This is a genomic window from Peribacillus sp. Hz7, assembly GCF_042136355.1.
GTDB classification, from domain to species: Bacteria; Bacillota; Bacilli; order Bacillales; family DSM-1321; genus Peribacillus; species Peribacillus asahii_A.
On record NZ_JBHHJV010000002.1, the window covers coordinates 308,844 to 331,028 of the forward strand.

Here is a 22,185-nt window from a genome sequence, read left to right on the forward strand (position 1 = left end):
TACGGAATTCAGCCGTACAATAGGAATAAGGTGAAACTATGTGAATAAATAACTCATGTTATTATCCAATTAGGAGGAGTTTTATATATGGCAAAATTTACAATCGTCGATAAAGATACATGCATCGCATGTGGCGCATGCGGCGCAGCTGCCCCAGATATTTATGATTACGATGATGAAGGCATTGCTTTCGTAACTTTAGATGATAACCAAGGAACAGTTGAAGTTCCAGATGTTTTACTAGATGATATGATGGATGCATTTGAAGGCTGCCCAACAGATTCTATTAAAGTGGCCGATGAAGCATTTGACGGCGATGCACTAAAATTCGAATAAAAGAACAGGCCATTTCCCTACACAGAAATGGCTTTTTTTTAACTTTGCTAATCGAACGATTCGAGATTCACTTCATGCAAAACTATCGTTCCCATCCATCTTTTAGCATATCCTTACCCCATACTATTTAGTCAAATTAGGCAAAAAAAATCGAACGGTAAACGTTCGATTTTTTTCTTCATATATTTTTATATAAGGCTTGTTTATTAAGCCACGTTTGCATTTTAGCAAAAATCAACATAAACACAACTGTAATCAATATACCTTTTATAAGGTTAAATGGCAAAATAGCAGTCGTGACAAATGTTCGAGCCTCTGGATCAGACATCGCCTCTGCTCCTAAGAAAAATGTATAGGCAGGTAAGAAGATATAATAATTTAAAACACTCATCAACACAGCCATTGAAATCGTTCCAGCAAATAACCCAAAAGTCATTCCTCTTACAGAACGAATTTTTTTATATACATAGTAGGTTGGTAAAACAAACAAAATCCCTGCTGTAAAGTTCGCAATATGTCCGACTGGAATCGCTGTTAAACTTCCTGTCATAATCGCATCTAACAAGTTTTTAACAAATTCTACTAGTATTCCTGCTCCAGGACCAAAGATTATCGCAGCAATTAAAGCGGGAATATCACTAAAATCCACATTCAAAAAAACTGGAAACCCCGGAAACGGAAAGTTCAGGAGCATCAAAACATAAGAGACGCTCGTAAGCATTGCTAAAGTCACTAACTTTTGTACCTTCATCATTCTCTCTCCTTCTTTTTCTAATCTACTCCGAAAAAGAGGACAAGTTCTGTTAAACGGTTTGTGTCCAATAAAAAACCCTTTAATTCCGATGAAATTAAAGGGAGAAATTAAAGGATTCGACAAACACACGCTCAATATATCATCTTTTTGAACGTCTACAAGAACCTCCATCTTCTCCCATCCAGACTATACTGTCGGCTTTGGAATCTCACCAAATCCTGCCTTAACCAAGGCTCGCGGGCTGAGAAGGAATCTCCTTCATCACCGCCGGTGGGGAATCACACCCCGCCCCGAAGATAGACCTATAAAATTATTATACTACTATGCATTTATTATATCTGCTTTTTCTTTATTTGAATAGCTTTTTTTCTAAAATTAACCAGGTTTAAAAATTCCCCTTACATAATCAAAAAAGAATGAGCCTTCTCTCTTCATTATAATAAAAATACAATATTTAACAATCGCACATTATTCGTTTATGGGAAATGATAACGCAAACAAAAAATGTTTTTTGAATAAAAACGTCAGGAAATACGTATAATTATATATCTCATATTATATTTATTCGCTTTTTATACTCCCTGCCTAATCTCCATAACATTGACAGTTATCCGTTCCGATTGTAAAATTAACTGAAATTTAAGATAATTTTTTCTAGGAAGGTGTTCATGACGTGTATCGCATTTTAGTAGCAGATGCCATCAAACCTGAAGGATTAGGCCCCCTATTAGAAGCAACCCACATTGAACTTATTCAAAAAAACGTCGGCGAAGCAGAGAAGCAGCTTGACCAAATTGATGCAATTCTAGTTCGAAGTGCAACAAAAGTAACCGAAGAATTAATGGAACGCATGCCGCAATTAAAGATTATTGCACGTGCAGGGGTTGGTGTCGATAACATTGACATTCCAGCCGCAACCAAACGTGGAATTGTTGTTGTAAATGCTCCTGATGGAAATACCATTTCTACATGTGAGCATACATTTGCAATGATGTCTTCTCTTGTCCGTCACATCCCACAAGCATTTACTTCTTTAAAGGCTGGAGAATGGAAACGTTCTTCTTTCACAGGTATTGAACTCCGCGGAAAAACACTGGGTATTGTTGGATTCGGTCGTATCGGTGGAGAACTCGCAAAGCGTGCAAAAGCATTCGGAATGGAAGTTGTTGTATTTGATCCATTCTTAACAACTGACCGTGCTAAGAAGATGGCCGTTACAGTCCTACCGTTAGCAGAACTATTACCCAAAGCCGATATTATTACGGTGCATACCCCCTTAACAAATGAAACAAGAGGTTTAATCAATAAGGAAAACTTAAAAACTTGTAAAAAAGGCGTATATTTCTTAAATTGTGCTCGTGGTGGAATCATCGATGAAGATGATTTATATGAAGCAATTATCGAAGGACAAGTAGCCGGAGCAGCACTTGACGTCTTCGTTGAAGAGCCGCCGCATGGCCACAAATTATTAGAGCTTGATCAAGTGATTGCAACACCTCATTTAGGTGCTTCAACAAAAGAAGCTCAATTAAATGTAGCTGTTCAAGTCGCTCAAGAAGTTCTGACTTATCTGAATGGAAATCCTGTTTCTAATTCTATTAACTTGCCCGCTATTTCAAAAGAAGTATTTGATAAAGTTCAACCGTTCTATCAACTTGTACAACATATAGGTATGATTGCTTCTCAACTCATCAAAGAAGGCATTCAGGAAATTTCAGTAACATATGCTGGTGAATCTTTAGATTTCGATACCTCTATCTTAACTAAGAGCTTACTTTCTGGATTCTTCAAAACAAGAATTGATTTACCCGTCAACGAAGTAAATGCACTATTAGTTGCAAAAGAACGCGGTATCACAATAGGTGAAAAAATCGCTGCAGATACGTTAGGCTACGCAAACCTAATTAGCCTCAAAGTAAAAAGCGAAAAACGCGAATTAACAATTAGCGGAACCTATATTGAAAATTACGGCTCTCGTATCGTCAGCCTAAACGGCTTTAAAATTGACTTTGAACCTGAAGGGAATATGCTTTATATTCAACACACAGATAAACCAGGTGTTATCGGGAATGTCGGAAAAGTTCTCGGAGATCAAGGTGTCAATATCGCAACGATGCAAGTCGGTCGTAAACAAGCCGGCGGCGATGCAATTATGGTTCTTACATTCGACAAATCATTAGATTCAGAAACAAAAAAAGTGGTAGAAAAGATTGCAGGTATTACACTTGTAGAAAATATGTCTCTATTTTAATGAATTGGTTAATCAATATTGTTACCATACGATTTTTGGCTCATTTAGAGAGAGCGCAGCCTCACACAAATGAGCCAAAAACGTATGACTTAATACTATGATTCACATAGCCTTTCCACTAAAAACTTATCCTATATGCTTTTCGATATCGTATGTACAATCAATATATACAATCGTCGTTCCACCCTCCTTCTCCCACAACCGATTCAATTCATTACTTGATGCCTGTCCTAATTTGCCTGTAATAAATAGCAGCATTACACAAGCCCCAATAATCATAACAATTAAAAAACGTATACTATACTCCCGCAGCATCCATCATTCCTCCTAAGCATTCTACTTGCTTAAAGTATGACAATAATCGCCCCTTTAGAACATTTTCTTATGATTAAATGAATACTATTTAGCAAACGTACCTTGTAGCAGAGGTTCTGTTACATAACGTTTTTGATTTTGAGCCCATGTAAGCCAAAAATCATATAAAGTAAAACTCCCGTTGACGGGTCCCTACTGCCCTTTAAGTGTGGGATAAAGTAACAAGATTCTTGAACATAGCCTTAACGAAAAAATAGCTCTCCTACCCTCTCTATCATAAACTGCTACAAAAAAAGACAAGGAGTGCACGAAACCAGCTTGCACTCCTTGTCTTTCTATTACTTACTTTTTTTACGCATTGGTAACACAAAACTAAACATCGTTCCTTCATTTAACCGACTATTAACCGACATATACCCTTCATGTGCATCAATAATATTTTTAGCAATTGAAAGGCCTAGTCCTGTTCCAGAACGTCCTCTTGTTCGTGCTTTATCGGCTTTATAAAAGCGTTCAAACACAAATGGCAAATCCTCTTCAGGAATACCAGAACCTGTGTCCTTTACATAAATAATCAAACCGCCTCGATCACTCTTTCTTTGACCGACTTCAACGCTTCCGCCTTTCGAAGTATGACGAATCGCATTATCGATTAAATTCGTTAAAACTTGCTCGATGCGATCTGGATCGAAATCCCATTCTATTTTAGTATCTTCTAAATCAACTGATAGCTTAATGTCTTTTTCTTTAGCAATAACTTGAAACTTGCTTGTAATTCTCGTTAAATACGACATTAATTCCACTTGCTCATATGTTAAGCGCATATTTCCCGATTCTAACCTTGCTAGGTCTAGTAAATCATTCACTAGCCGTCCCATTCTTAACGATTCATCATAAATAATACGGGACATTTCTTTTTTATCCTCTTCATTTCCAGCAATATCATCTACAAGCGCTTCACTATAGCCTTGCAGCATCGAAATCGGAGTTCTTAATTCATGAGATACGTTCGCAATGAAATCTGTACGCAGTTTATCCATACGTCTCTCATTGGTTATATCCCGAATCACAGCAACAGCCCCTCGAATCGTTCCATCATTACTATATAAAGGGCTCACAATCAGCCCCCAATGATGCCCCTGTAGTGTAATTTCACCAATCTGCTCTTTTCCTTGACGCTCTGATTCATCAAATAAATTCATCAAAACTTGCGGTACGTTCTTGCTTCCTTCAGAAGAAAAACCTTTTTCAAAATATACTCCTTGTAAAAAACGTTCAGCCGGAGGATTCACCTCTAAAATGGTACCATCTTTACTAAAGGTGATGACTCCATCCGCCATACTGCTTAAAATGCTCGCTAAATGCTCCTTTTCTTCGCTCAGAGCAGTCATATTGTACTTCAGCTGCTTTGCCATTTGGCTAAAAGCAATCGCTAGTTCGCCAATTTCATCTTGTGTAAGAACAGGTATCTTTGTATCAAACTTTCCGCGAGCAACAGCAAGTGCTGCTTCTCTCATTTTTCTAAGTGGAGCATTGATTCTTGTAGATAAAAAGAAAGCAAAAATCGTTGTCAAAATAATGGCAACACCAGCTGCTAATAAAATAAAACGAGTCGTTGACTGAATCGCCTCTTCCATCGACTCAAGAGATTGAACTAAAAAGACTTCATCTCTTTCACCATTTAACTCAAGAGGAATTCCAACGACAATGGCCGAAACTTTTTCTTCATCCTTACTACTAGCAGGCAGCATCATTTCCTTTTTGACAATCTTTTCATCGGTAAAAACTTTTAATAAATCCTTATCTTCTTTAAGAAACTGAGGTGTAATTTGATTATTCACATCACTTAATGATGAAAAAACAATTTCCTCATCATGTAAAACAAGCATTTTTGTTTCATCACCTATTAATTCTGAGGAAATTTGTAATACATCAATAGTATTAGAATGATCATTCGTAACAGAGACAATTTGTTTTGCTACCTTTGTTAAATCATTCTCTACGGTTTCAATTTGGAAGTTCTCAAAAAATTCTACCAATAAAACCGTTAACACCAATAAAACAAAACATACTAATAATAAAATCGTTCCCCATAGTTTCCCGACTACACTACGCCATAACATTAATCATTAATAACTTCAAACTTGTAGCCGACACCCCAAACGGTAACAATCATTTTGGCGGCATTTTCGGAAATACGGTTTAATTTTTCACGCAACCGTTTTACATGTGTATCCACAGTTCGAAGATCTCCAAAAAATTCATAATGCCAAACTTCTTTTAGCAATTGTTCGCGATCAAACACTTTATCAGGGGATTTCGCTAGAAAATACAGCAATTCATATTCCTTCGGTGTTAACGAAACTTCTTTTTCATCAGCTAACACACGATGTGCATCATTGTCGATTGTTAAATGAGAAAAAACAATCACGTCCTTTGCTGTCGTTTCTGCCTGAATATAATTCGTACTTGCTGAACGACGTAACAGCGCTTTCACACGAAGAACAACCTCACGAGGGCTAAATGGCTTCACGATATAATCATCCGTCCCCACCTCAAAGCCTTGTACTCGGTTAACCTCTTCTCCTTTAGCGGTCAACATAATAATAGGCGTTGCCTTCTTCTCCCTTAATTCACGACAAACCTCTATTCCATCTTTCCCAGGCATCATTATATCTAATAAGATTAAATTATAGTCATTTTCTAGTGCTTTTGTTAAGGCAGTATCGCCATTCTCAGCTTCATCAATTATGTATTCTTCTCTTTCTAAATACATTTTCAATAAGCGGCGGATTCTTTCTTCATCATCCACCACAAGAATTTTAACAGAATTATCCATTTATTAACCAACCTCCTTACTCTTTATTCTACAAAATCAATACTATTATTTCTAATTTTTTTTCAAAAGAAACCACCTAAAAACAGGTAAATCATAAGATTCCGGTAAATATTTCACCATTTTGCCACAACTGCTAAGAAAATAGCTTTGTTAAATAATCTTGTTAGTTTTGTCTTACATAAATGAAACAAAATCAACAGCATCGTATAACAGAGCCAAGAAAATAAAAAAGGCTTTCATAGAAATTTCCTTTTCTATCGAAAGCCCTCTATTTTTAATAATCTATCTTTCTTCATTTAAGCATAAGAATGTAAGCCTGCAAGTACAAGATTAACAGCGATTAAATTAAACATAATAATTCCAAAGCCAATCAAAGCTAACCAAGCAGATCTCTCTCCTTGCCACCCTCGTGATAAACGCAAATGCAAGAACGCTGCATAAAATAGCCAAGTAATGAGTGCCCATACTTCTTTTGGATCCCATCCCCAAAAACGTGTCCAGGCTATTTGCGCCCAAATCATCGCAAAGATTAAGGCGCCAAGCGTAAAGATTGGAAATCCAATAAGAACGGAGCGATAACTAATTTCATCAATTAAATCTAAATTTACATTTTTCACAATGGGCTGAATAAAAGCCGCCACCCGTTTTCGTACAATTAATCGGAATAGACCATATAAAATAAAACCTGCTCCAACAGACCAAACAACCGTGTTAAGCTTTTTAGCATTAATAATGGCAGGTACTTCAATAAGTGGTTTCATCTGATTTTCATCAGCTAGTGTCCATTCATTCGGCCCGATTAGCGATGGAATATGATACTCTAACTCCGCTTCAGCTCCTTTTTTATCGACCCAAGTTATACTTTCCTTATAACCCGTCATCGCAAAGGTAGAGCTCACAATAACAAAGCCAATGGTACACATTAAAGCAAACATCACAACTTCTAACCAAAACGTACGCTTATTAGAGCGTGTTTGGTCGACAGCCTTTACTAAATAGATAATAGCCGCTACAAAACTAATGGCTAGTACAGCTTGTCCTAATGCGGCTGTTGTGACATGAATATGCAGCCAGTCGCTTTGAAGTGCTGGAATCAATGGCGAAATCTCTCTTGGAAACATACTTGCATAAGCAATAATAACAATAGCAACTGGTAAAGCAAACAAACCGAGTGCAGGCGTTTTATAAATGAAATAAATCCATATAAACGCTCCTACCAACATCATTCCAAAAAAGGTCGTAAATTCGAATAAGTTACTAACTGGAGCGTGCCCAGCTGCCACCCATCTCATAATAAAGTAGCCAATTTGAGCAACAAATCCTATAATCGTGATCATAATGCCTAGTTTCGCCCATTTATTTTGTTTCTTCTCTTCTGCCCCTTTTTTATCTTGAATAGATCCTCCGAACAGAAAAGTAGCAATTAAATATAAAAAGAACGAGGCATATAGAAGATTTCCACTTAACTCAGCCACTTATTTCCTCCCCCTTATTAGAGGATTTCTCCTCATTCAGTTGATCTGTCGGTTCAAAAAGAGGTGTTGTCTGCACGACTAGTGCAATATCCCGCTTCAAACCGTGCCAGTTTTTATTTGTATGACCGGCTATCCAAATTTCTTCCCCTTTTCGTTTCACCCAAATTCGGCGATGATTCCAATAAGCCCCTTGAACGACACCAATCATAAAGATGATTCCACCCGCAAACAAAATACCTAATGTTAAATCTTTACGAACTGTAAGTGCTGTTGCATTTCTCGTTTCAACGCCGGCAAATGCCATTTTGTATACGTTTTCTCCTGCCGGCTCGATATTTTCTCTAATAGCGACAAAGCTCACTTCACCTTCAGGCTTATCCGGTGTAATCATTTTAAAAATAAAAGCAGGATTATTCGGTAGTCTTGTTTTCGTTGTTGGTTCGCCATTTTCCTTAAACTCAAAATCTGGGAAATAACTCATTAATTCCACAGCGTACCCCTTTTTGAGCTGATAAGAAGGTTGCGGATCATTTAAATCAATCGTTAATGTACCAAACTTCTCTTCGGTCTTCTTATTCATTAAGTGAAAAGACATTTTACTAAACTCGCTAAGCTTGTAATCTACTTGATATAAGGCATAATGATCATGTTTTAACGGCTCATTCACCTTAATTTCAAAGTCGTTTACTTTTTGGAGCTGCGGCTTTTCACCAGGAAGTACTTCTCCTTCCTGCTTATACAAAGTCACATTCGATTGATAGTTTTTAGCAATCGCCGTTCCTGTTTTCTCAATTGCTTTCACAAATGCTTCGTCTTCTTTATTCTCTTTATCGTATACTTCAAAAATAAAAGCGTTGTTTTTCAAGTAATATTCTCCGTCTGTTCCCGGAATTTCTTTCATTTCCCCCTCGCGCAGCCATACTACTTTATCCACGTACATGCCTGGAACTGATCGAAGCAGGCCACCTATTAAGAAGATAATTAATCCAATATGATTTACATAAGGACCCCACCGGGAAAAGCGACCTTTTTCAGCTAATATATTCCCATTTTCCTCACGAATCCGATAACGCTGCTTCTTTAAACGTTCTGTAATTTGTTCAAGATTCACTTCTTGATCCGATACATTCGTTATCCCGAATATACGCTGTCGTTGCATAAAACTATCATGACGAACTACTTTTTGATTTTTTAATGAACGATAAAGGGGAAAAAAGCGGTCAATACTAGCGATTAGGATTGACATCCCCAGCATCCCAATAATCACCAAATACCACCAAGAGCTATATAAATTATGAAAACCTAAAAGATAATACAATTTCCCGAAAAAGCCGTATTCTTGTTCATAGTATTCTGAAGCTGGGATGGTACTTGGTATGTAGGTTTCTTGCGGAAAAATAGTACCAATTGACGATGCGACGAGCGCAATGACAATAAGTGATACACCAACCTTTACGGAGGAAAAAAAGTTCCAAATCTTATCAATGATTGATTTATTATACGTTTGTGATCGCCTTGCACTGCCTTCATACCGCATATCCAAAAGCTTATTTTCATTTTGACGATTCCCCAATGATTTACCGCATGCCTCACATAAAATTGTGCCAACCGGGTTCGCATGACCGCATTCACATTTCAATTCATCCATACCAAAAACTCCCCATTATTATGGTTTAATTCTCTCCATATGCTGTTGAATTTTTGCTTCTGTTAAACTTCCGGTAATCCTATCAATCACTTTCCCTTCTTTATCTATTAAAAATGTGACAGGAAGTGGATCGACACGATAAGCTACTTGAACTTCTTGCCCTTTATCAATCATAACCGGAAAAGAGAGATTATGTCTTGAGACAAAATTATTTACAGCATAGTTTGATTCGCCAACATTAACGGCCAGTATTTGCACCCCTTGATCTTTATAAGCGTGATATTGATTTTCCATATAAGGCATCTCATATTCGCATGGCTTACACCACGTACCCCAAAAATTCAACAACACGCCTTGACCTCTATAATCAGATAATTTATGTTCGTTGCCATCCATATCCGTTAACACAAAGTTAGGGGCTTCTGAGCCCATTTGTATTTGATTAGCTGTATCTTTTGTAAAATTCGTATAAAGCGCATACACTAAAGCTGCACCTAAAAGTACAAGAATGACTGTTCTCATCATTAGGCGTCGCTTCTTTTTATCCATACAAATCCCCCTAAAGCCACGCAAAATTCTTTCTTAACATTACATCATCGACCAATACGACAATAACGTTTTTTATGTTTAAAGGGTAGATGACAAACATGTCCTATTTAACTAAAGCTCTTCATTATCTTTTCTTTCCTTCATTTAAAGCAAGAGCTCTCATTTGTTTCACTTCATGCGGCGTTAATTCTCTCGCATCGCCCGCAGATAAGCCATGTAGTGTCAAAAAGCCATAGCGCTCTCGCTTTAGTTTCAGCACAGGGTGACCAATAGCATCAAACATTCGACGAACTTGACGATTTCGACCTTCATGAATCGTAATTTCTATAATCGCCGTCTGTTTTCGCTTATCAGCCGAAAGCACTTTTGTTTTTGCCGGAGCTGTTTTTCCGTCTTCAAGCATAATTCCTTTTTCTAATTTTCTTAACTGTTCTCGAAGTGGAATGCCCTTTACTTTTGCTACATATACTTTGTCTACCTCGTGCTTTGGATGCATGAGTACATTTGCAAATTCTCCATCGTTCGTTACTAGCAATAAACCAGATGTATCATAATCAAGACGACCAACTGGATAAATTCTTTCCTCAACATGCGGGAAGTAATCCGTCACTACTTTGCGATTTTTATCATCTGCTACTGCCGAAATAACACCGCGCGGCTTGTAAAATAAGAAATAAACAGGTACTTCCTTTTGCAGGGGTACTTCATTTACCTCTATTCGATCATTCGGCCCTACTTTAACCCCAAGCTCTTTCACAACCGTTCCATTCACCTTTACTCTTCCTTCTTTAATTAACTCTTCTGCTTTACGACGTGAAGCTAATCCAGCATGAGCAATCACCTTTTGCAGTCTTTCCATCTATTCTCACCTCATAATAATTCTGTTTTCATTGTATATTTCAACACAATCATACAATTATTACATAGTGTGATGCAAAAACAAAAGGTTTTTTATAATCGTGATTACTCTGAGTGTAGCATAGCTCTACTTTTTATTCCAAAATTATGTATTTTATGTAAAATGTTATAAAAACAAAATAAAACAGAGCGTAAGAGTCGCTCTGTTTGTCACTTACTGCATTCCAAATACAAAACTAACAACTAGAATAGCAGCTATAATTCCTATCAAGTCCGCTAGCAGCCCAACTTTTAAAGCATCCCCCATTTTCTTAATCCCAACAGCACCAAAATAAACGGTTAGCACATAAAACGTTGTATCTGTACTTCCTTGAATCGTCGCTGCAAGTCGTCCAATAAAAGAATCAGGTCCATATACGGAAATCAAGTCACTCGTCATCCCAAGGGCAGCTGTTCCGGAAATCGGTCGAATAATAGCAAGCGGTACAATTTCTGCCGGAACATGCAATAAAGCAAGTACAGGCTTCACAAAGCCTATCATATAATCTAATGCCCCGGAAGCGCGGAAGACGGAGATAGCAACAAGCATCCCTACTAAAAAGGGGATAATGGAAAAAGCCATTGTAATACCTTCTTTTCCGCCTTCAACAAATGTTTCATACGTCGGAACCTTCTTAAACGTTCCGTACAGTAAAATTGTACAAATCAGAAGTGGAATGAGCCAAACTGAAATCGTTGTGATCCAAGCCATGCTACTCCCTCCCGTTCCGCTTTCTCCTATAATAAAAATATCGGTCAATCATAATCGCACCTACCGCGGATATCGCCGTCGCCAAAATAGTTGGGAACACAATATCAGTTGGATTACTTGAGTCATAATTCATTCGAATCGCAATGACGGTCGTCGGAATAAGCGTAATACTTGACGTATTAATCGCTAAAAAAGTAACCATCGAACGACTTACTTTAGCTTTGCCGCCATTTAACTCTTTCATTTGTTCCATGGCTTTAATTCCAAGCGGTGTCGCTGCATTGCCTAAACCAAATGTATTCGCCATCATATTCGATAAGATATAGCCCATTGCTGGATGATTTATCGGTATATCAGGAAACAGCCATCTCATCAGCGGACGAAATAAGAAAGATAATTTTTCAAGCAATCCTGCACTCTCGGCAATTTTCATTAAACCGAGCCAAAAAACAAGAATGCTCATAAGTCCTATACTTAGGGTAACTGCTTCCTTTGCACTAACAAATAACGCTTTATTTACCTCATCCATCGTCCCATTAACGATAGCAAATAAAACACCAATCACCGTCATACCAACCCAAATATAATTAACCATAACGCTTCATTCCTAACACGGTTTGAAACAAATTCAACCAGGATGACCCGAATGATTCCTGCTTAAATGTCTCCTGTGATTGTCCATAAAAAATCGTACGTGTACCGATTTTTTCGCCATTTAAGTAAATATGAGCTTTCCCCACAATTTCAGGAATCCTCTCTCGCTCATCCCATTCTTTTTTCGGCTTTAATAATTTAATTTTGACTTCAACTTGTTCTTGCTCCTTTTTTGTTAATGGGTACGTGAATTCATTTTGAATATATACATGTTTGTTATAGAACTTTACATTAAGATCAGATAAAACCCCTTCCTCTAACACCGTAGTCGGTTTATACGCTTTAAAAGCAGACTCATACATATGGATATGGTCATTCCAATCATCTGGGGCATTGATTGTAACAGCAATCAAGTCATGTTCTTTTTTTGTTGCTGTCGTTACAAGCGTTCTTTTCGCAAGCTTTGTGTACCCTGTTTTCCCCCCCGTAGTATATTCATATAATTGTGTAAGCAATCGATTTTTATTTTTCCAGACATAGTCCCAGCCTTCTGTAGAGTTTGGAGCACGATGCTCTTTTGTTCCCGCGATTTTTGCATATATTTCATTTTGCATGGCATAACGGGTAAGCAACGCCATATCATAGGCTGTGGAATAATGATTTTCTGTCGTATCTAGTCCATGCGGATTGGAAAAATTGGTGTTCTTCATCCCAATCTCCTCTGCCTTTTGATTCATCATCCAAACAAATCCATCAAAGCTCCCTCCAACTTTCTCTGCGATTGCTATAGCTGCATCATTACCCGATCGAAGCATTAACCCATATACAAGGTCTTCCAGTTTAATCTTTTCTCCTTCTTTTAAATATAAAGACGACCCTTCTGTACCCGCTGCATTCCCACTTACCGTTACAATTTCATCTAACTCTCCTGATTCAATCGCAAGAATTGCCGTCATAATTTTTGTAATACTCGCAATCCGGCTTTTTTTATGTGCATTCACTTCATAGATGACTCGACCGCTCGTTTCATCCATCAAAATCGCACTGCGAGCACTAACATCTATCCCTTGAGTCGTTGCTTTTGTTGGAAAGTAAGCTATCAATAATAGGATTACGATACAAATGATCGCTAAACCTCTCACTTTAGCCTGCATGAATTCCCCTCGTTCCTTCTCATGTCTTTGTACAAGTCTATGCAGAAGGACAAGGGTTATGATTAGAAAACGCACCTCTTTTCTTCTTTTTCGTCAGGCTTTAGTGAATATTATTGTTGCTCATACAATTTTTGAGCCTGCTGTATAAAAACTCGATTCCATACATCTTTCACCATAGCCTTTTCTTTAAGCTATGTTATGGAATTAAACCGTTAATACGGTTTCCAAACTAATTTCTTTGCCTCCATAAAGCGATTTTCTGTTTGCGGCCAATTTACGATATTCCACCATTGATCCACATAAGCTGCCCGGTTATTTTTATATTGTAAATAGTACGCATGCTCCCATACATCTAGGACAAGAATCGGAATGGTATCCCATTGCGTTAAATTCATATGCCGTTCCGACTGAAGAACCTCAAGTCTCCGAGTACGCGGCACCCACACTAATAATGCCCACCCCACACCTTCCACTTGCTTAGCAGCCTCGCTAAATTGCTTCTTAAAGCTTGCGAAGTTACTAAAATCCTTCTCTATTTGTTTCAGTAACGCTCCCTTTGGCTGGCCGCCTCCCTTCGGACTCATCCCCTCCCAAAATAACGTATGTAAATAATGTCCTGACCCATGAAAAGCAGCTTCCCTTTCCCAATGCTTTAATAGTGAATAATCATTTGTCTCTCTTGCACGCTTCATCATCAGTTCCGCTTTATTTAGTCCGTCTACATAGGATTGATGATGCTTGTCGTGATGCAGGCGCATAATTTCCTCGGAGATAGCAGGCTCTAAAGCATTATAAGGATAAGGAAGCGGCGGCAGTGTATGTTTCCCTATCGGAACAGATTGATCGATACGGCTTCTAGTATTTCTGTTCATTAAATCATTGATTTCCCGAAAAGCGAGGGTTACTTCCTTCTCCACCTTTGTCATCTCTTCCTTTGTGGCATCATCCTTTTGTAATTGATGTGATAACTGAGACAATCTGTTAAGCTGCTCCAAAACATGTTGTTCTGTCAGACGATTTTTTTCTAAAAAACCTGTCATTTCCGTAACCCAAGCTTGTACCTCTTTCGCATAGTCCTGAATTTGTGACATCTCAATCGCTCCTTTTCTAATCAAATTCTCTCTCATTTGTAGATATGAAAAAAACAGTAACTTATGCAAAGATTTTTGAATGCCTCTAACTTCTCTTTTAGCTAGAGGCTTAAGCTGCACCTATACAACTTCGTACAAAAAAACAGCGAGGGCTACGCTCCTCGCTGTTTTTTTGCCTTATTTGGATTGCATCATTTTCGTTCGATAATCCGTTTCATAAAACTCTAATTCCTCACGCATCGCCTGAAATCCACTCTCTAACTCTTTTAAAATCGCTGGAATGGAATCAGGTACAGCTTCATGAAACTTAATCGAATTTCTTCCTGTGTAAGCAGCACGACTATCTTCATACCAACAGTCAGATTTAGGGGAAAAATACTCTTCAATACATTGATGATAAATTTTATATAGTGTTTTTTCGGCTGCTGCTTTATTAAAGATTTCGTTATGAAGAATAATTTGACACACTTCTAAACCTTCTTCACAACCAACAAGCAATCTACGAAGAGTTGAAAGAATTCCTTTATAATAACTTTCTCCACCGCTTCGTTCTTCTTGAAGCTTAGAATACGTTATTTCATTTAAAAAATCTTCGAGCTTGGCTACCGTTGTTTCTAAAAAAATTTGTACATCTTTAAGCTGAGATTTTACAATAGTATTCCCCATTCGAGAACCCTCCTCAAATCGCTTCAGTATTTATTCGTTTTTTCCATATTATCACAATTACATATAAAAAGGTTATTCAATTGTTTGCTGAAATTTTTCAAAAAATAAATCCGCTTCTTCATTTTCATAGCCTTCATCTATCGGGTCAGCGATTGGCGGTAATTCTTCTAAAGAATTTAAACCAAAATAATCTAAAAATTCCTTCGTTGTTCCATATAAATAGGCTCTGCCTGTTCCTTCTACTCGCCCAACCTCTTTAATCAGTACTTTCGAAACAAGTGTCTGAATGGGTCTCTCCGTCTTCACTCCGCGAATATCTTCAATCTCCGTTCTTGTAATGGGCTGCTTATAAGCAATAATGGCTAATGTTTCTAACGCTGCTTGTGATAAGCTATGTGAACTAGTAGATTCCACGAGCTTTTTTAAATACTCAGAATGCTCTTGTTTGGTAACGAACTGAAACACACCGGCCATTTCGACAAGCTGAATGCCTCGTTCTGTTTTTTCATAATCCTCTTTTAAACTTTCAATAAGATCCGTTGCTTGATACTCCGTGATTTCGAGGACAGAAGCCAGTTGTGCAATCGACAATCCAACGTCTCCTGAGGCAAAAAGCAAAGCTTCTACAATTCCCTTCCATTTACTACTCTCCAACTTACTCTACACCTTCCTTAGCTGTAATTACTATATCCGAAAAGTTGTCATCTTGTTTGACGACAATGTCATTTTGTTTCATCAATTCAAGCAAGGCAAGAAACGTAATGACAATATGTTCTTTCACAGGCTCTGAAAACAAATCATAAAAACGCTTGCTGCCCTTTATCGTTCTTAAGTCAGATAAAATTTCAGCCATTCTTTTGTCAATAGAAAGCTCTTGTTTGGTTACTTTTGTGTATATAGGCTTTTGTAGCTTTTGTCTTCGAAGTAGCTTTTGCAGCGCCCCAAGCATGTCATAAAGACTAATATTTAAATCTTGCGGTCCACTTAATGCATCCTTTGCATACTGCGACAGGTCGCTTGGCGGCCGTGTAAACATTAAACTTCGCTCTTCTTCCAATGTTTTAAATTCAAGAGCAGCCTGTTTATACTTCTTATACTCTAACAGCTTTTCAACAAGTTCATCACGTGGATCAGCTTCAAATCCTTCATCCTCATCATCAAAAATAGGCTCTTCTTCGTGCTTTGGCAGCAGCATTTTGCTTTTAATCGCAAGAAGCGTAGCCGCCATTACTAAGTACTCACTAGCAATATCCAGTTCAAGATGCTGCATCGTATGAATGTAACCAAGATATTGATCCGTAATTTCAGCCATTGGAATATCATAAATATCTATTTCAAGGCGATTGATTAAATGAAGGAGTAAATCCATCGGACCTTCAAAAGCATCAATTTTTATATTATAACTCATTTTCAAACCCCGCATTTAAATCAATTTAGCCCATTATTGTGCTATTGTTATTAGTCTCAGTATAGAGGATTCCAGAAGTTTGTCCAAGTCCCATCCTAACTATGAAACTGAAATCTTTCTTTCGTAGTTTTTATAATACTAGGCCCTTGCCCAATCATATTCTTCAAATTTACATAACCTAGAAATGTAATAACAAGTAAGCATTCAAAGGAGGTACTTATATGGGTAATGTAGGATTTCACGGTGGCGGTTTCGCGTTAATCGTAGTATTGTTCATTTTATTAATAATCGTTGGTGCATCTTGGTTTTAATCAACCGTCGTAAACTTGGCTGATTGTTATGCAATCAGCCTTTACTATTTTGAATGATGGTACATAAAGTGAAACTTCCATCAGTGGGGGTTTTTCTTGATCCCCCACTGATGGTTACCAATCGGACCTTTACGGGCAGTTGTCCCCCACCTATCTTCCTTGTTCACTTTGAATCTTGAGGTGGGGGTCTTACTGCCCGTTAAGAGTGGGATAAACTCAATAAGAACACACGCTGATAAAAAATCGCCACATTATATGACTCTGTCAATCAATAATATTGTTTACCATAATCTAAGAAATCGCTTATGATAAAATGAAATATTATACCTACAAAGGAGGATTATATTGAACTATCCTAATGAATATATATTGTTCTTAGTTCACTTCCATGGTGATCGAGATTACTTCGAGTGTCATGAAATCCTTGAAGAATACTGGAAAAAAGTAGCTCCAAGAGAAAAAGACTCGCATTGGGTCGGGCTAATCCAGATCGCTGTCGCCTTGTATCATCAACGAAGAGGCAATATGCCTGGTGCAATTCGAACAATCTCAAAAGCCATTAACAATTTAGCTTCTCATACGATAGAATTACAGCAACTCGGCTTAGAGGTAGACGAGCTTTTACGCTTGCTTGAATATACTCGCAAGCGAATGATGAATCACCAGCCGTATGAAAGCATCCATCTCCCATTACGCGATAAACAACTCATTCAACAATGTATCAAAGAATGCCGCAAAGCAGGGTTCACTTGGTGTAATGACAGTGACCCTCATAATCCTCACATTATCCATAAGCATCTTATGCGTGATCGTTCAGAAGTTATCCAAGAGCGGGAACGACAGCGAATCATTCGTATACGTGAAAACAGAGGCTGACGAAATCGTCACCCTCTGTTTTCACACTTCCCTAGAAAAGCACCCGTATACTCATTTGCTTTTAATTCTTTATCAGAATAAACCTCTTTTAAAGCTTGAATCATTGATTTTCCGACACCTTGTTGACGAAATGCAGGGTTAACAGATATATGATGAATCTCAATTGAATTCGTAAAAATTTCAGCTCCTACTAAACCGATAATGTCTTCATCTTTCCAAAGAAATAATTGAAAGTTTTCGTTCGTTTCATAATTCTTCATTGTTTGCTGAAGCTGTTTAATATCTCTTTCATCCGGCATAAAAGACAATAAACCCATAGCAAACTTCTCATACATCTTTTTATACTTAATTAACATATTATCCCTCGTTACTAAATAACGTTTTGTTATTCACTTAATGATTTCAGCGATTCCGTTTCACATTCAAGAGCTCATCTATGACATTACTATCATACATAAAAACTCAATCCGTTTCAATATCCCCAAAATGTCCTTTATCTACTGCTCAAACAGGTTTATCTAAATAGTAATTCTTTCCTTACTCATCTTTAGCTAATTACATATAAAACGAGGGGTTCATCCTCTAAAAATCATTTGATCAATACTATTATCGATAAATTTCACTTGCAATTCTCCTTGTCTTTTACTACATTTGAGGAGTGAATTTAAATGATACACAGAATGTTGCTTTTGTATAATTACATTCGTCTATATAGACGAAGGAGGAAAAACAATGAATCGAAAACTAATGAAAAAATGGTTCATTTTAACGATTATGCTTTGTATGCTTGTTCCATATAAAGCGTTCGCTGATGTAGCCGTTGGAGAAATGATTGTAACGCTTGGTGAAAATCTAACACCTGAACAAAAAAATACATTATTAGCAGAAATGAAAGCTCCACAAGATGTACAAACGATTACAGTTAGCAATGCCGAAGAACATGAATATTTAGGAAGCTATATTTCAAAAGCCTTAATCGGTACAAAGGCTATCTCATCTTCTGCTGTAACATTCGAACAAGCCGGGACAGGATTAAAGGTCGAATCGAAGAATATTAACTGGGTAACCGAGGAAATGTATATTAATGCTTTAGCGACAGCTGGGGTAAAAGACGCTACAATTTATGTTACAGCCCCGATTCCGGTATCTGGAACCGCTGCTTTAACAGGAATTATTAAAGCATATGAAGTTTCTTCTGATAAAGTGATTCCTGAAGATGTCAAACAGGCCGCAAATGAGGAAATGGTTACAACAGCAAAACTTGGCGATGAGATTGGTACAGAACAAGCCGCTGCTTTAATGACAAAAATCAAAGAAGAAATGGCAGCCAATAAACCGGAAACACCAGAGGAGCTTCGGACAATTATTGATTCCGCTGCTCAGGACCTTAATATCACCTTAACAGAAGAACAAATTCAAAATTTACAAGATTTATTTAATAAATTAAAAGAATTAAATATTGATTGGAACGCTGTAGGCGATCAATTAACAAAAGCAAAAGAAAAACTAGATGCCTTCCTTGAATCGGAAGAAGGCCAATCTTTTATTGACAAAATTAAAGAAGGCTTTGCCAACTTAATCGAAGCAATTAAAGCGCTATTCCAATAAGTTTATCTCCTACACTTAACGGGCAGGAAGACTCCTGCCTAAAGCTTAGGAGAATACAAAGAAGATAGGTGTGGGATGAAGCCCCCCACTGATAGAAGTTTCACTTTATCGAAAAAGCGAAAAATTTTTAGTAAAAGTCTATATATTTTAACAATCACTTACTTAAATAACAGTGAAATTGTATAAAATATTGCACATAAGGATAGATAAGGAAAGCACTTGCCTTATCTATCCTTTTTTATACTACTTTTGTTCAATTTGTTGAATAAAAAGAGCGATGCCTATATGTAAGCATCACTCCAGTTTCCTCTTAATATTTTAGAATTCAAGCTTGATCTTTTCAGCGTCACTTAGTTTTTCTTCTTTTTCATTAAAAACATCACTCGTCGTAATCTCAATGAAGTCAATTTTAGACTTTTTAATGATAAAGCCTACATTACCCTTTTTTGTTTCATTTGCTTCAATTTCTCCATTTAACTCTTCAAGGTAAATATCATCTTCCCATGTCTTTTTTTCACCTGCACTTGTACTAATGATTGCTGCCGGTGCAAATTTAAGAGGTTTATCTGATGTATTCTTTATTTCTACGAACATTTTCACAAAATCAAACTCTTCATCGTGTGTGTAAGAATGAAAGAAATCAATCAAACTGTAATCTGGTTTAAAATGAAGAATTTTCGCTTCTCTTATTGTCAATTCAATTGAATCTATTTTGTATGTTTGGCTGTCATTTTTTATTGCCTGTAATGTTAATTCACCTCTTTTATCTCGAGAGGATTCCCCTACATCTTGTATGGATCTGTCATCCGATACTTGAGGATTAAGAATATAATCATTATAGTAGCTAGGAATTGTATTGGAGGAATTTGTTGTATCGGATTGATTTTCTGCAGCGACAGATTGTTCAGTATTGTTATTTGAACAACCTATTAGTAGAAGAGATAATGATATAAATAGAAAAATTGCTTTTTTCATAATAGAACTCCCATCCGTTTTTTACTAAAAGTTCCCATTGTTCAAAATGTAACAATGGGAACTTTTTTAGTGCAGAGTCTAGCCCCTCCAAAATTAAAAGTAACAATTTGAAGAGTTTTATAACCCAAGGCTGATTAAGACATTTGTACGGTTGTTATTATTTATCATTAATAACAACTTTAGATTTAAGCAAGTCAAAGATAATTTTGGCATGATCCGTATTATCGACTTGTCCTGCAAATCTTTCACTTGATGGTCCGAAAGCATAGACTGGTACGTCCTCACCGGTATGTCCACCTGTTGTCCACCCAGTGTGCGAACGCTCATTAAAAATGTTTTCAATGGCATTGTCGATGTTTGTATAGTTTTTAGTTTCAGCTGCAGTTTTAACAGATTGAATTTCTTTGTCCGTTAAATCAAGATCAATATATTGTTTTAATGTCTCCTCAACGCTTGCCCCATCTACAATTTGTTGAGCCATGAAATCAGGGGTGCGTTTTGCTGCTTTGATTGGTTCGCCAAACCAGTTATAGATTCCGTCAGCACCAATTGAATATCCGCCTGTAGAGTGGTCGGCAGTTGCAACAACTAGTGTATGCTTATCCTTTTTAGCAAATTCGATAGCTGCTTTAAATGCTTTTTCGAAATCTTCCATCTCACTCATTGCGCCAACGATATCGTTGTCATGTCCAGCCCAGTCAATTTGGCTGCCCTCAACCATTAAGAAGAAACCGTCTTTATCTTGCTTTAAACGATCAATTGCTGATTGTGTCATGTCCTCTAATGATGGTGTATCTTTTTCACGGTCAATCATTTTAGGCAGACCGGTTGGAGCGAATAAACCAAGAACTTGTTCATCCTTATTCTTTAATAAATCGTCACGATTTGTCACATAGCTATATCCGTCTTTTTTAAACTCATTTACAAGATTTCGATCTTGACGTATAAAAAGGTCTGTTCCTCCACCTAAAAGAACATCTACTTTATGTTTTCCGTTGATTAGCTCGTCATAATAATCATCAGCAATTGCATTCATATTTTTACGGCTAATATCATGTGAACCAAATGAAGCAGGCGTAGCATGAGTAATTTCTGATGTTGCAACAAGTCCCGTTGCTTTTCCTTTTTCTTTTGCTGCTTCTAAAACCGTTTTCACTTCCGTTTTGTCATTATCAACCGCAATTGCATTGTTGTACGTTTTAATACCAGCCGACATAGCAGTTGCTGCCGAAGCTGAATCTGTTACATTTTGAGCTGGATCTTCTGGGTATGTCATTTGCTGACCTACTAAATACTGATCAAAAGTCGTTTTTTCTGCAAATTTTGTAGCAGGATCATCTTTAAGGTAACGATGTGCCGATGTATAAGATACACCCATTCCATCCCCAATAAGGAAAATGACGTTTTTCACTTTAGCATTATTTTGATTTTCCCCTTTTGCTTCAGCAGTTGAGACAGATCCCGTAAAACTTGTAAGAGCTAATGATGAAACGACTGCAAAAGGTAATAGTTTCTTTTTGAAATTTTTATTAAACATTTTTTCCCCTCCCCATATTGTCTACAATTTTTATCATATTTTAATAGTATTAAGGGCTTGTTAAGGAAAGGTTCATATATTGTAAAATACATAAATCAAGCCGGACAATGGTTATTTTCCAGATTTAGATTTAATATTAAATTTATACATAAAAAAAGCACACCACTATTAGTGATGTACTAAATTATT

23 protein-coding genes and 1 riboswitch are annotated in these 22,185 nt (G+C 37.1%); of the genes, 5 read left to right on the forward strand and 18 right to left on the reverse strand.

The genetic code is table 11. The features are described from left to right. Window positions 1-87: 87 nt before the first annotated feature. Window positions 88-336 (forward strand): ferredoxin, encoded by a 249-nt coding sequence (locus ACE199_RS05100; RefSeq protein ID WP_127761205.1) that lies wholly within the window; start codon window positions 88-90, stop codon window positions 334-336. Window positions 337-514: 178 nt separating this feature from the next. Here the strand turns inward: ACE199_RS05100 and ACE199_RS05105 are convergent, their stop codons facing one another. Next, window positions 515-1,090: an ECF transporter S component gene (locus tag ACE199_RS05105; protein ID WP_375348852.1), complete on the reverse strand. Its 576-nt coding sequence runs from the start codon at window positions 1,088-1,090 to the stop codon at window positions 515-517. 165 nt (window positions 1,091-1,255) lie between these two features. Further along, a riboswitch (FMN riboswitch) is annotated at window positions 1,256-1,392 on the reverse strand. 371 nt (window positions 1,393-1,763) lie between these two features. Between ACE199_RS05105 and serA the strand changes: the two genes are divergently transcribed. Continuing rightward, the gene (gene serA / locus ACE199_RS05110) at window positions 1,764-3,341 is read left to right on the forward strand and encodes a phosphoglycerate dehydrogenase (protein WP_375348853.1); all 1,578 of its coding nucleotides are present in this window, start codon (window positions 1,764-1,766) and stop codon (window positions 3,339-3,341) included. Between the two features lie 126 nt (window positions 3,342-3,467). Here the strand turns inward: serA and ACE199_RS05115 are convergent, their stop codons facing one another. The 14 genes from ACE199_RS05115 to ACE199_RS05180 form a co-directional block, all read right to left on the reverse strand. Continuing rightward, entirely contained in the window at window positions 3,468-3,656 is a 189-nt protein-coding gene (locus tag ACE199_RS05115; protein WP_252290522.1) for a hypothetical protein, read from the reverse strand. 338 nt (window positions 3,657-3,994) lie between these two features. Then, window positions 3,995-5,779, reverse strand: coding sequence for an ATP-binding protein (locus tag ACE199_RS05120; protein ID WP_252290524.1), 1,785 nt, complete (start codon window positions 5,777-5,779; stop codon window positions 3,995-3,997). Continuing rightward, window positions 5,779-6,495 carry a response regulator gene (locus tag ACE199_RS05125; protein ID WP_127761209.1) on the reverse strand — a complete coding sequence of 239 codons (717 nt, stop codon included), beginning with the start codon at window positions 6,493-6,495 and terminating at the stop codon, window positions 5,779-5,781. The genes ACE199_RS05120 and ACE199_RS05125 overlap by 1 nt, the downstream gene beginning before the upstream one ends. A 296-nt stretch (window positions 6,496-6,791) precedes the next feature. Continuing rightward, complete coding sequence (ccsB, locus tag ACE199_RS05130; RefSeq protein WP_375348854.1) at window positions 6,792-7,970, reverse strand: c-type cytochrome biogenesis protein CcsB; 1,179 nt, start codon at window positions 7,968-7,970, stop codon at window positions 6,792-6,794. After that, on the reverse strand, window positions 7,963-9,618 hold the full coding sequence (gene resB, locus ACE199_RS05135; protein ID WP_375348855.1) for a cytochrome c biogenesis protein ResB: 1,656 nt from the start codon (window positions 9,616-9,618) through the stop codon (window positions 7,963-7,965). Before resB ends, ccsB begins: the two co-directional genes overlap by 8 nt. Before the next feature lie 18 nt (window positions 9,619-9,636). Next, entirely contained in the window at window positions 9,637-10,167 is a 531-nt protein-coding gene (gene resA, locus ACE199_RS05140) for a thiol-disulfide oxidoreductase ResA (RefSeq protein WP_127761212.1), read from the reverse strand. A 124-nt stretch (window positions 10,168-10,291) separates the two neighbouring features. Continuing rightward, complete coding sequence (gene rluB, locus ACE199_RS05145) at window positions 10,292-11,026, reverse strand: 23S rRNA pseudouridine(2605) synthase RluB (protein ID WP_127761213.1); 735 nt, start codon at window positions 11,024-11,026, stop codon at window positions 10,292-10,294. A gap of 213 nt (window positions 11,027-11,239) precedes the next feature. Then, window positions 11,240-11,776 (reverse strand): spore maturation protein, encoded by a 537-nt coding sequence (locus ACE199_RS05150; protein WP_119115386.1) that lies wholly within the window; start codon window positions 11,774-11,776, stop codon window positions 11,240-11,242. Between the two features lies 1 nt (window position 11,777). Further along, complete coding sequence (locus ACE199_RS05155; protein ID WP_375348856.1) at window positions 11,778-12,371, reverse strand: nucleoside recognition domain-containing protein; 594 nt, start codon at window positions 12,369-12,371, stop codon at window positions 11,778-11,780. Then, on the reverse strand, window positions 12,364-13,524 hold the full coding sequence (locus ACE199_RS05160; protein WP_375348857.1) for a serine hydrolase: 1,161 nt from the start codon (window positions 13,522-13,524) through the stop codon (window positions 12,364-12,366). Before ACE199_RS05160 ends, ACE199_RS05155 begins: the two co-directional genes overlap by 8 nt. A gap of 212 nt (window positions 13,525-13,736) precedes the next feature. Next, entirely contained in the window at window positions 13,737-14,615 is an 879-nt protein-coding gene (locus ACE199_RS05165) for a superoxide dismutase (RefSeq protein ID WP_375348858.1), read from the reverse strand. A gap of 177 nt (window positions 14,616-14,792) precedes the next feature. Next, a complete protein-coding gene (locus ACE199_RS05170) occupies window positions 14,793-15,281 on the reverse strand; it encodes a YpuI family protein (protein WP_119115390.1) in 489 nt (162 codons plus the stop codon). Between the two features lie 72 nt (window positions 15,282-15,353). Next, the gene (gene scpB / locus ACE199_RS05175; RefSeq protein ID WP_252282563.1) at window positions 15,354-15,935 is read right to left on the reverse strand and encodes an SMC-Scp complex subunit ScpB; all 582 of its coding nucleotides are present in this window, start codon (window positions 15,933-15,935) and stop codon (window positions 15,354-15,356) included. A gap of 1 nt (window position 15,936) precedes the next feature. Further along, the gene (locus ACE199_RS05180) at window positions 15,937-16,689 is read right to left on the reverse strand and encodes a segregation/condensation protein A (RefSeq protein ID WP_252290539.1); all 753 of its coding nucleotides are present in this window, start codon (window positions 16,687-16,689) and stop codon (window positions 15,937-15,939) included. 221 nt (window positions 16,690-16,910) lie between these two features. On the opposite strand from ACE199_RS05180, the gene ACE199_RS05185 reads away from it, so the two are divergent. Both ACE199_RS05185 and ACE199_RS05190 read left to right on the forward strand, forming a co-directional pair. Further along, window positions 16,911-17,000, forward strand: a complete 90-nt coding sequence (locus ACE199_RS05185; RefSeq protein ID WP_119115393.1) for a YjcZ family sporulation protein — start codon at window positions 16,911-16,913, stop codon at window positions 16,998-17,000. A gap of 345 nt (window positions 17,001-17,345) precedes the next feature. Beyond that, complete coding sequence (locus ACE199_RS05190; RefSeq protein WP_252290541.1) at window positions 17,346-17,876, forward strand: DUF309 domain-containing protein; 531 nt, start codon at window positions 17,346-17,348, stop codon at window positions 17,874-17,876. Window positions 17,877-17,884: 8 nt separating this feature from the next. On the opposite strand, the gene ACE199_RS05195 is transcribed toward ACE199_RS05190, so the two are convergent. After that, window positions 17,885-18,232, reverse strand: a complete 348-nt coding sequence (locus ACE199_RS05195) for a GNAT family N-acetyltransferase (protein WP_127761220.1) — start codon at window positions 18,230-18,232, stop codon at window positions 17,885-17,887. A 391-nt stretch (window positions 18,233-18,623) separates the two neighbouring features. On the opposite strand from ACE199_RS05195, the gene ACE199_RS05200 reads away from it, so the two are divergent. Next, window positions 18,624-19,484 carry a DUF1002 domain-containing protein gene (locus tag ACE199_RS05200; protein WP_127762611.1) on the forward strand — a complete coding sequence of 287 codons (861 nt, stop codon included), beginning with the start codon at window positions 18,624-18,626 and terminating at the stop codon, window positions 19,482-19,484. A gap of 318 nt (window positions 19,485-19,802) precedes the next feature. Here the strand turns inward: ACE199_RS05200 and ACE199_RS05205 are convergent, their stop codons facing one another. Beyond that, entirely contained in the window at window positions 19,803-20,459 is a 657-nt protein-coding gene (locus ACE199_RS05205) for a DUF4352 domain-containing protein (RefSeq protein ID WP_375348859.1), read from the reverse strand. Window positions 20,460-20,616: 157 nt separating this feature from the next. Further along, on the reverse strand, window positions 20,617-21,996 hold the full coding sequence (locus ACE199_RS05210; protein ID WP_375348860.1) for an alkaline phosphatase: 1,380 nt from the start codon (window positions 21,994-21,996) through the stop codon (window positions 20,617-20,619). Between the last annotated feature and the right edge of the window lie 189 nt (window positions 21,997-22,185).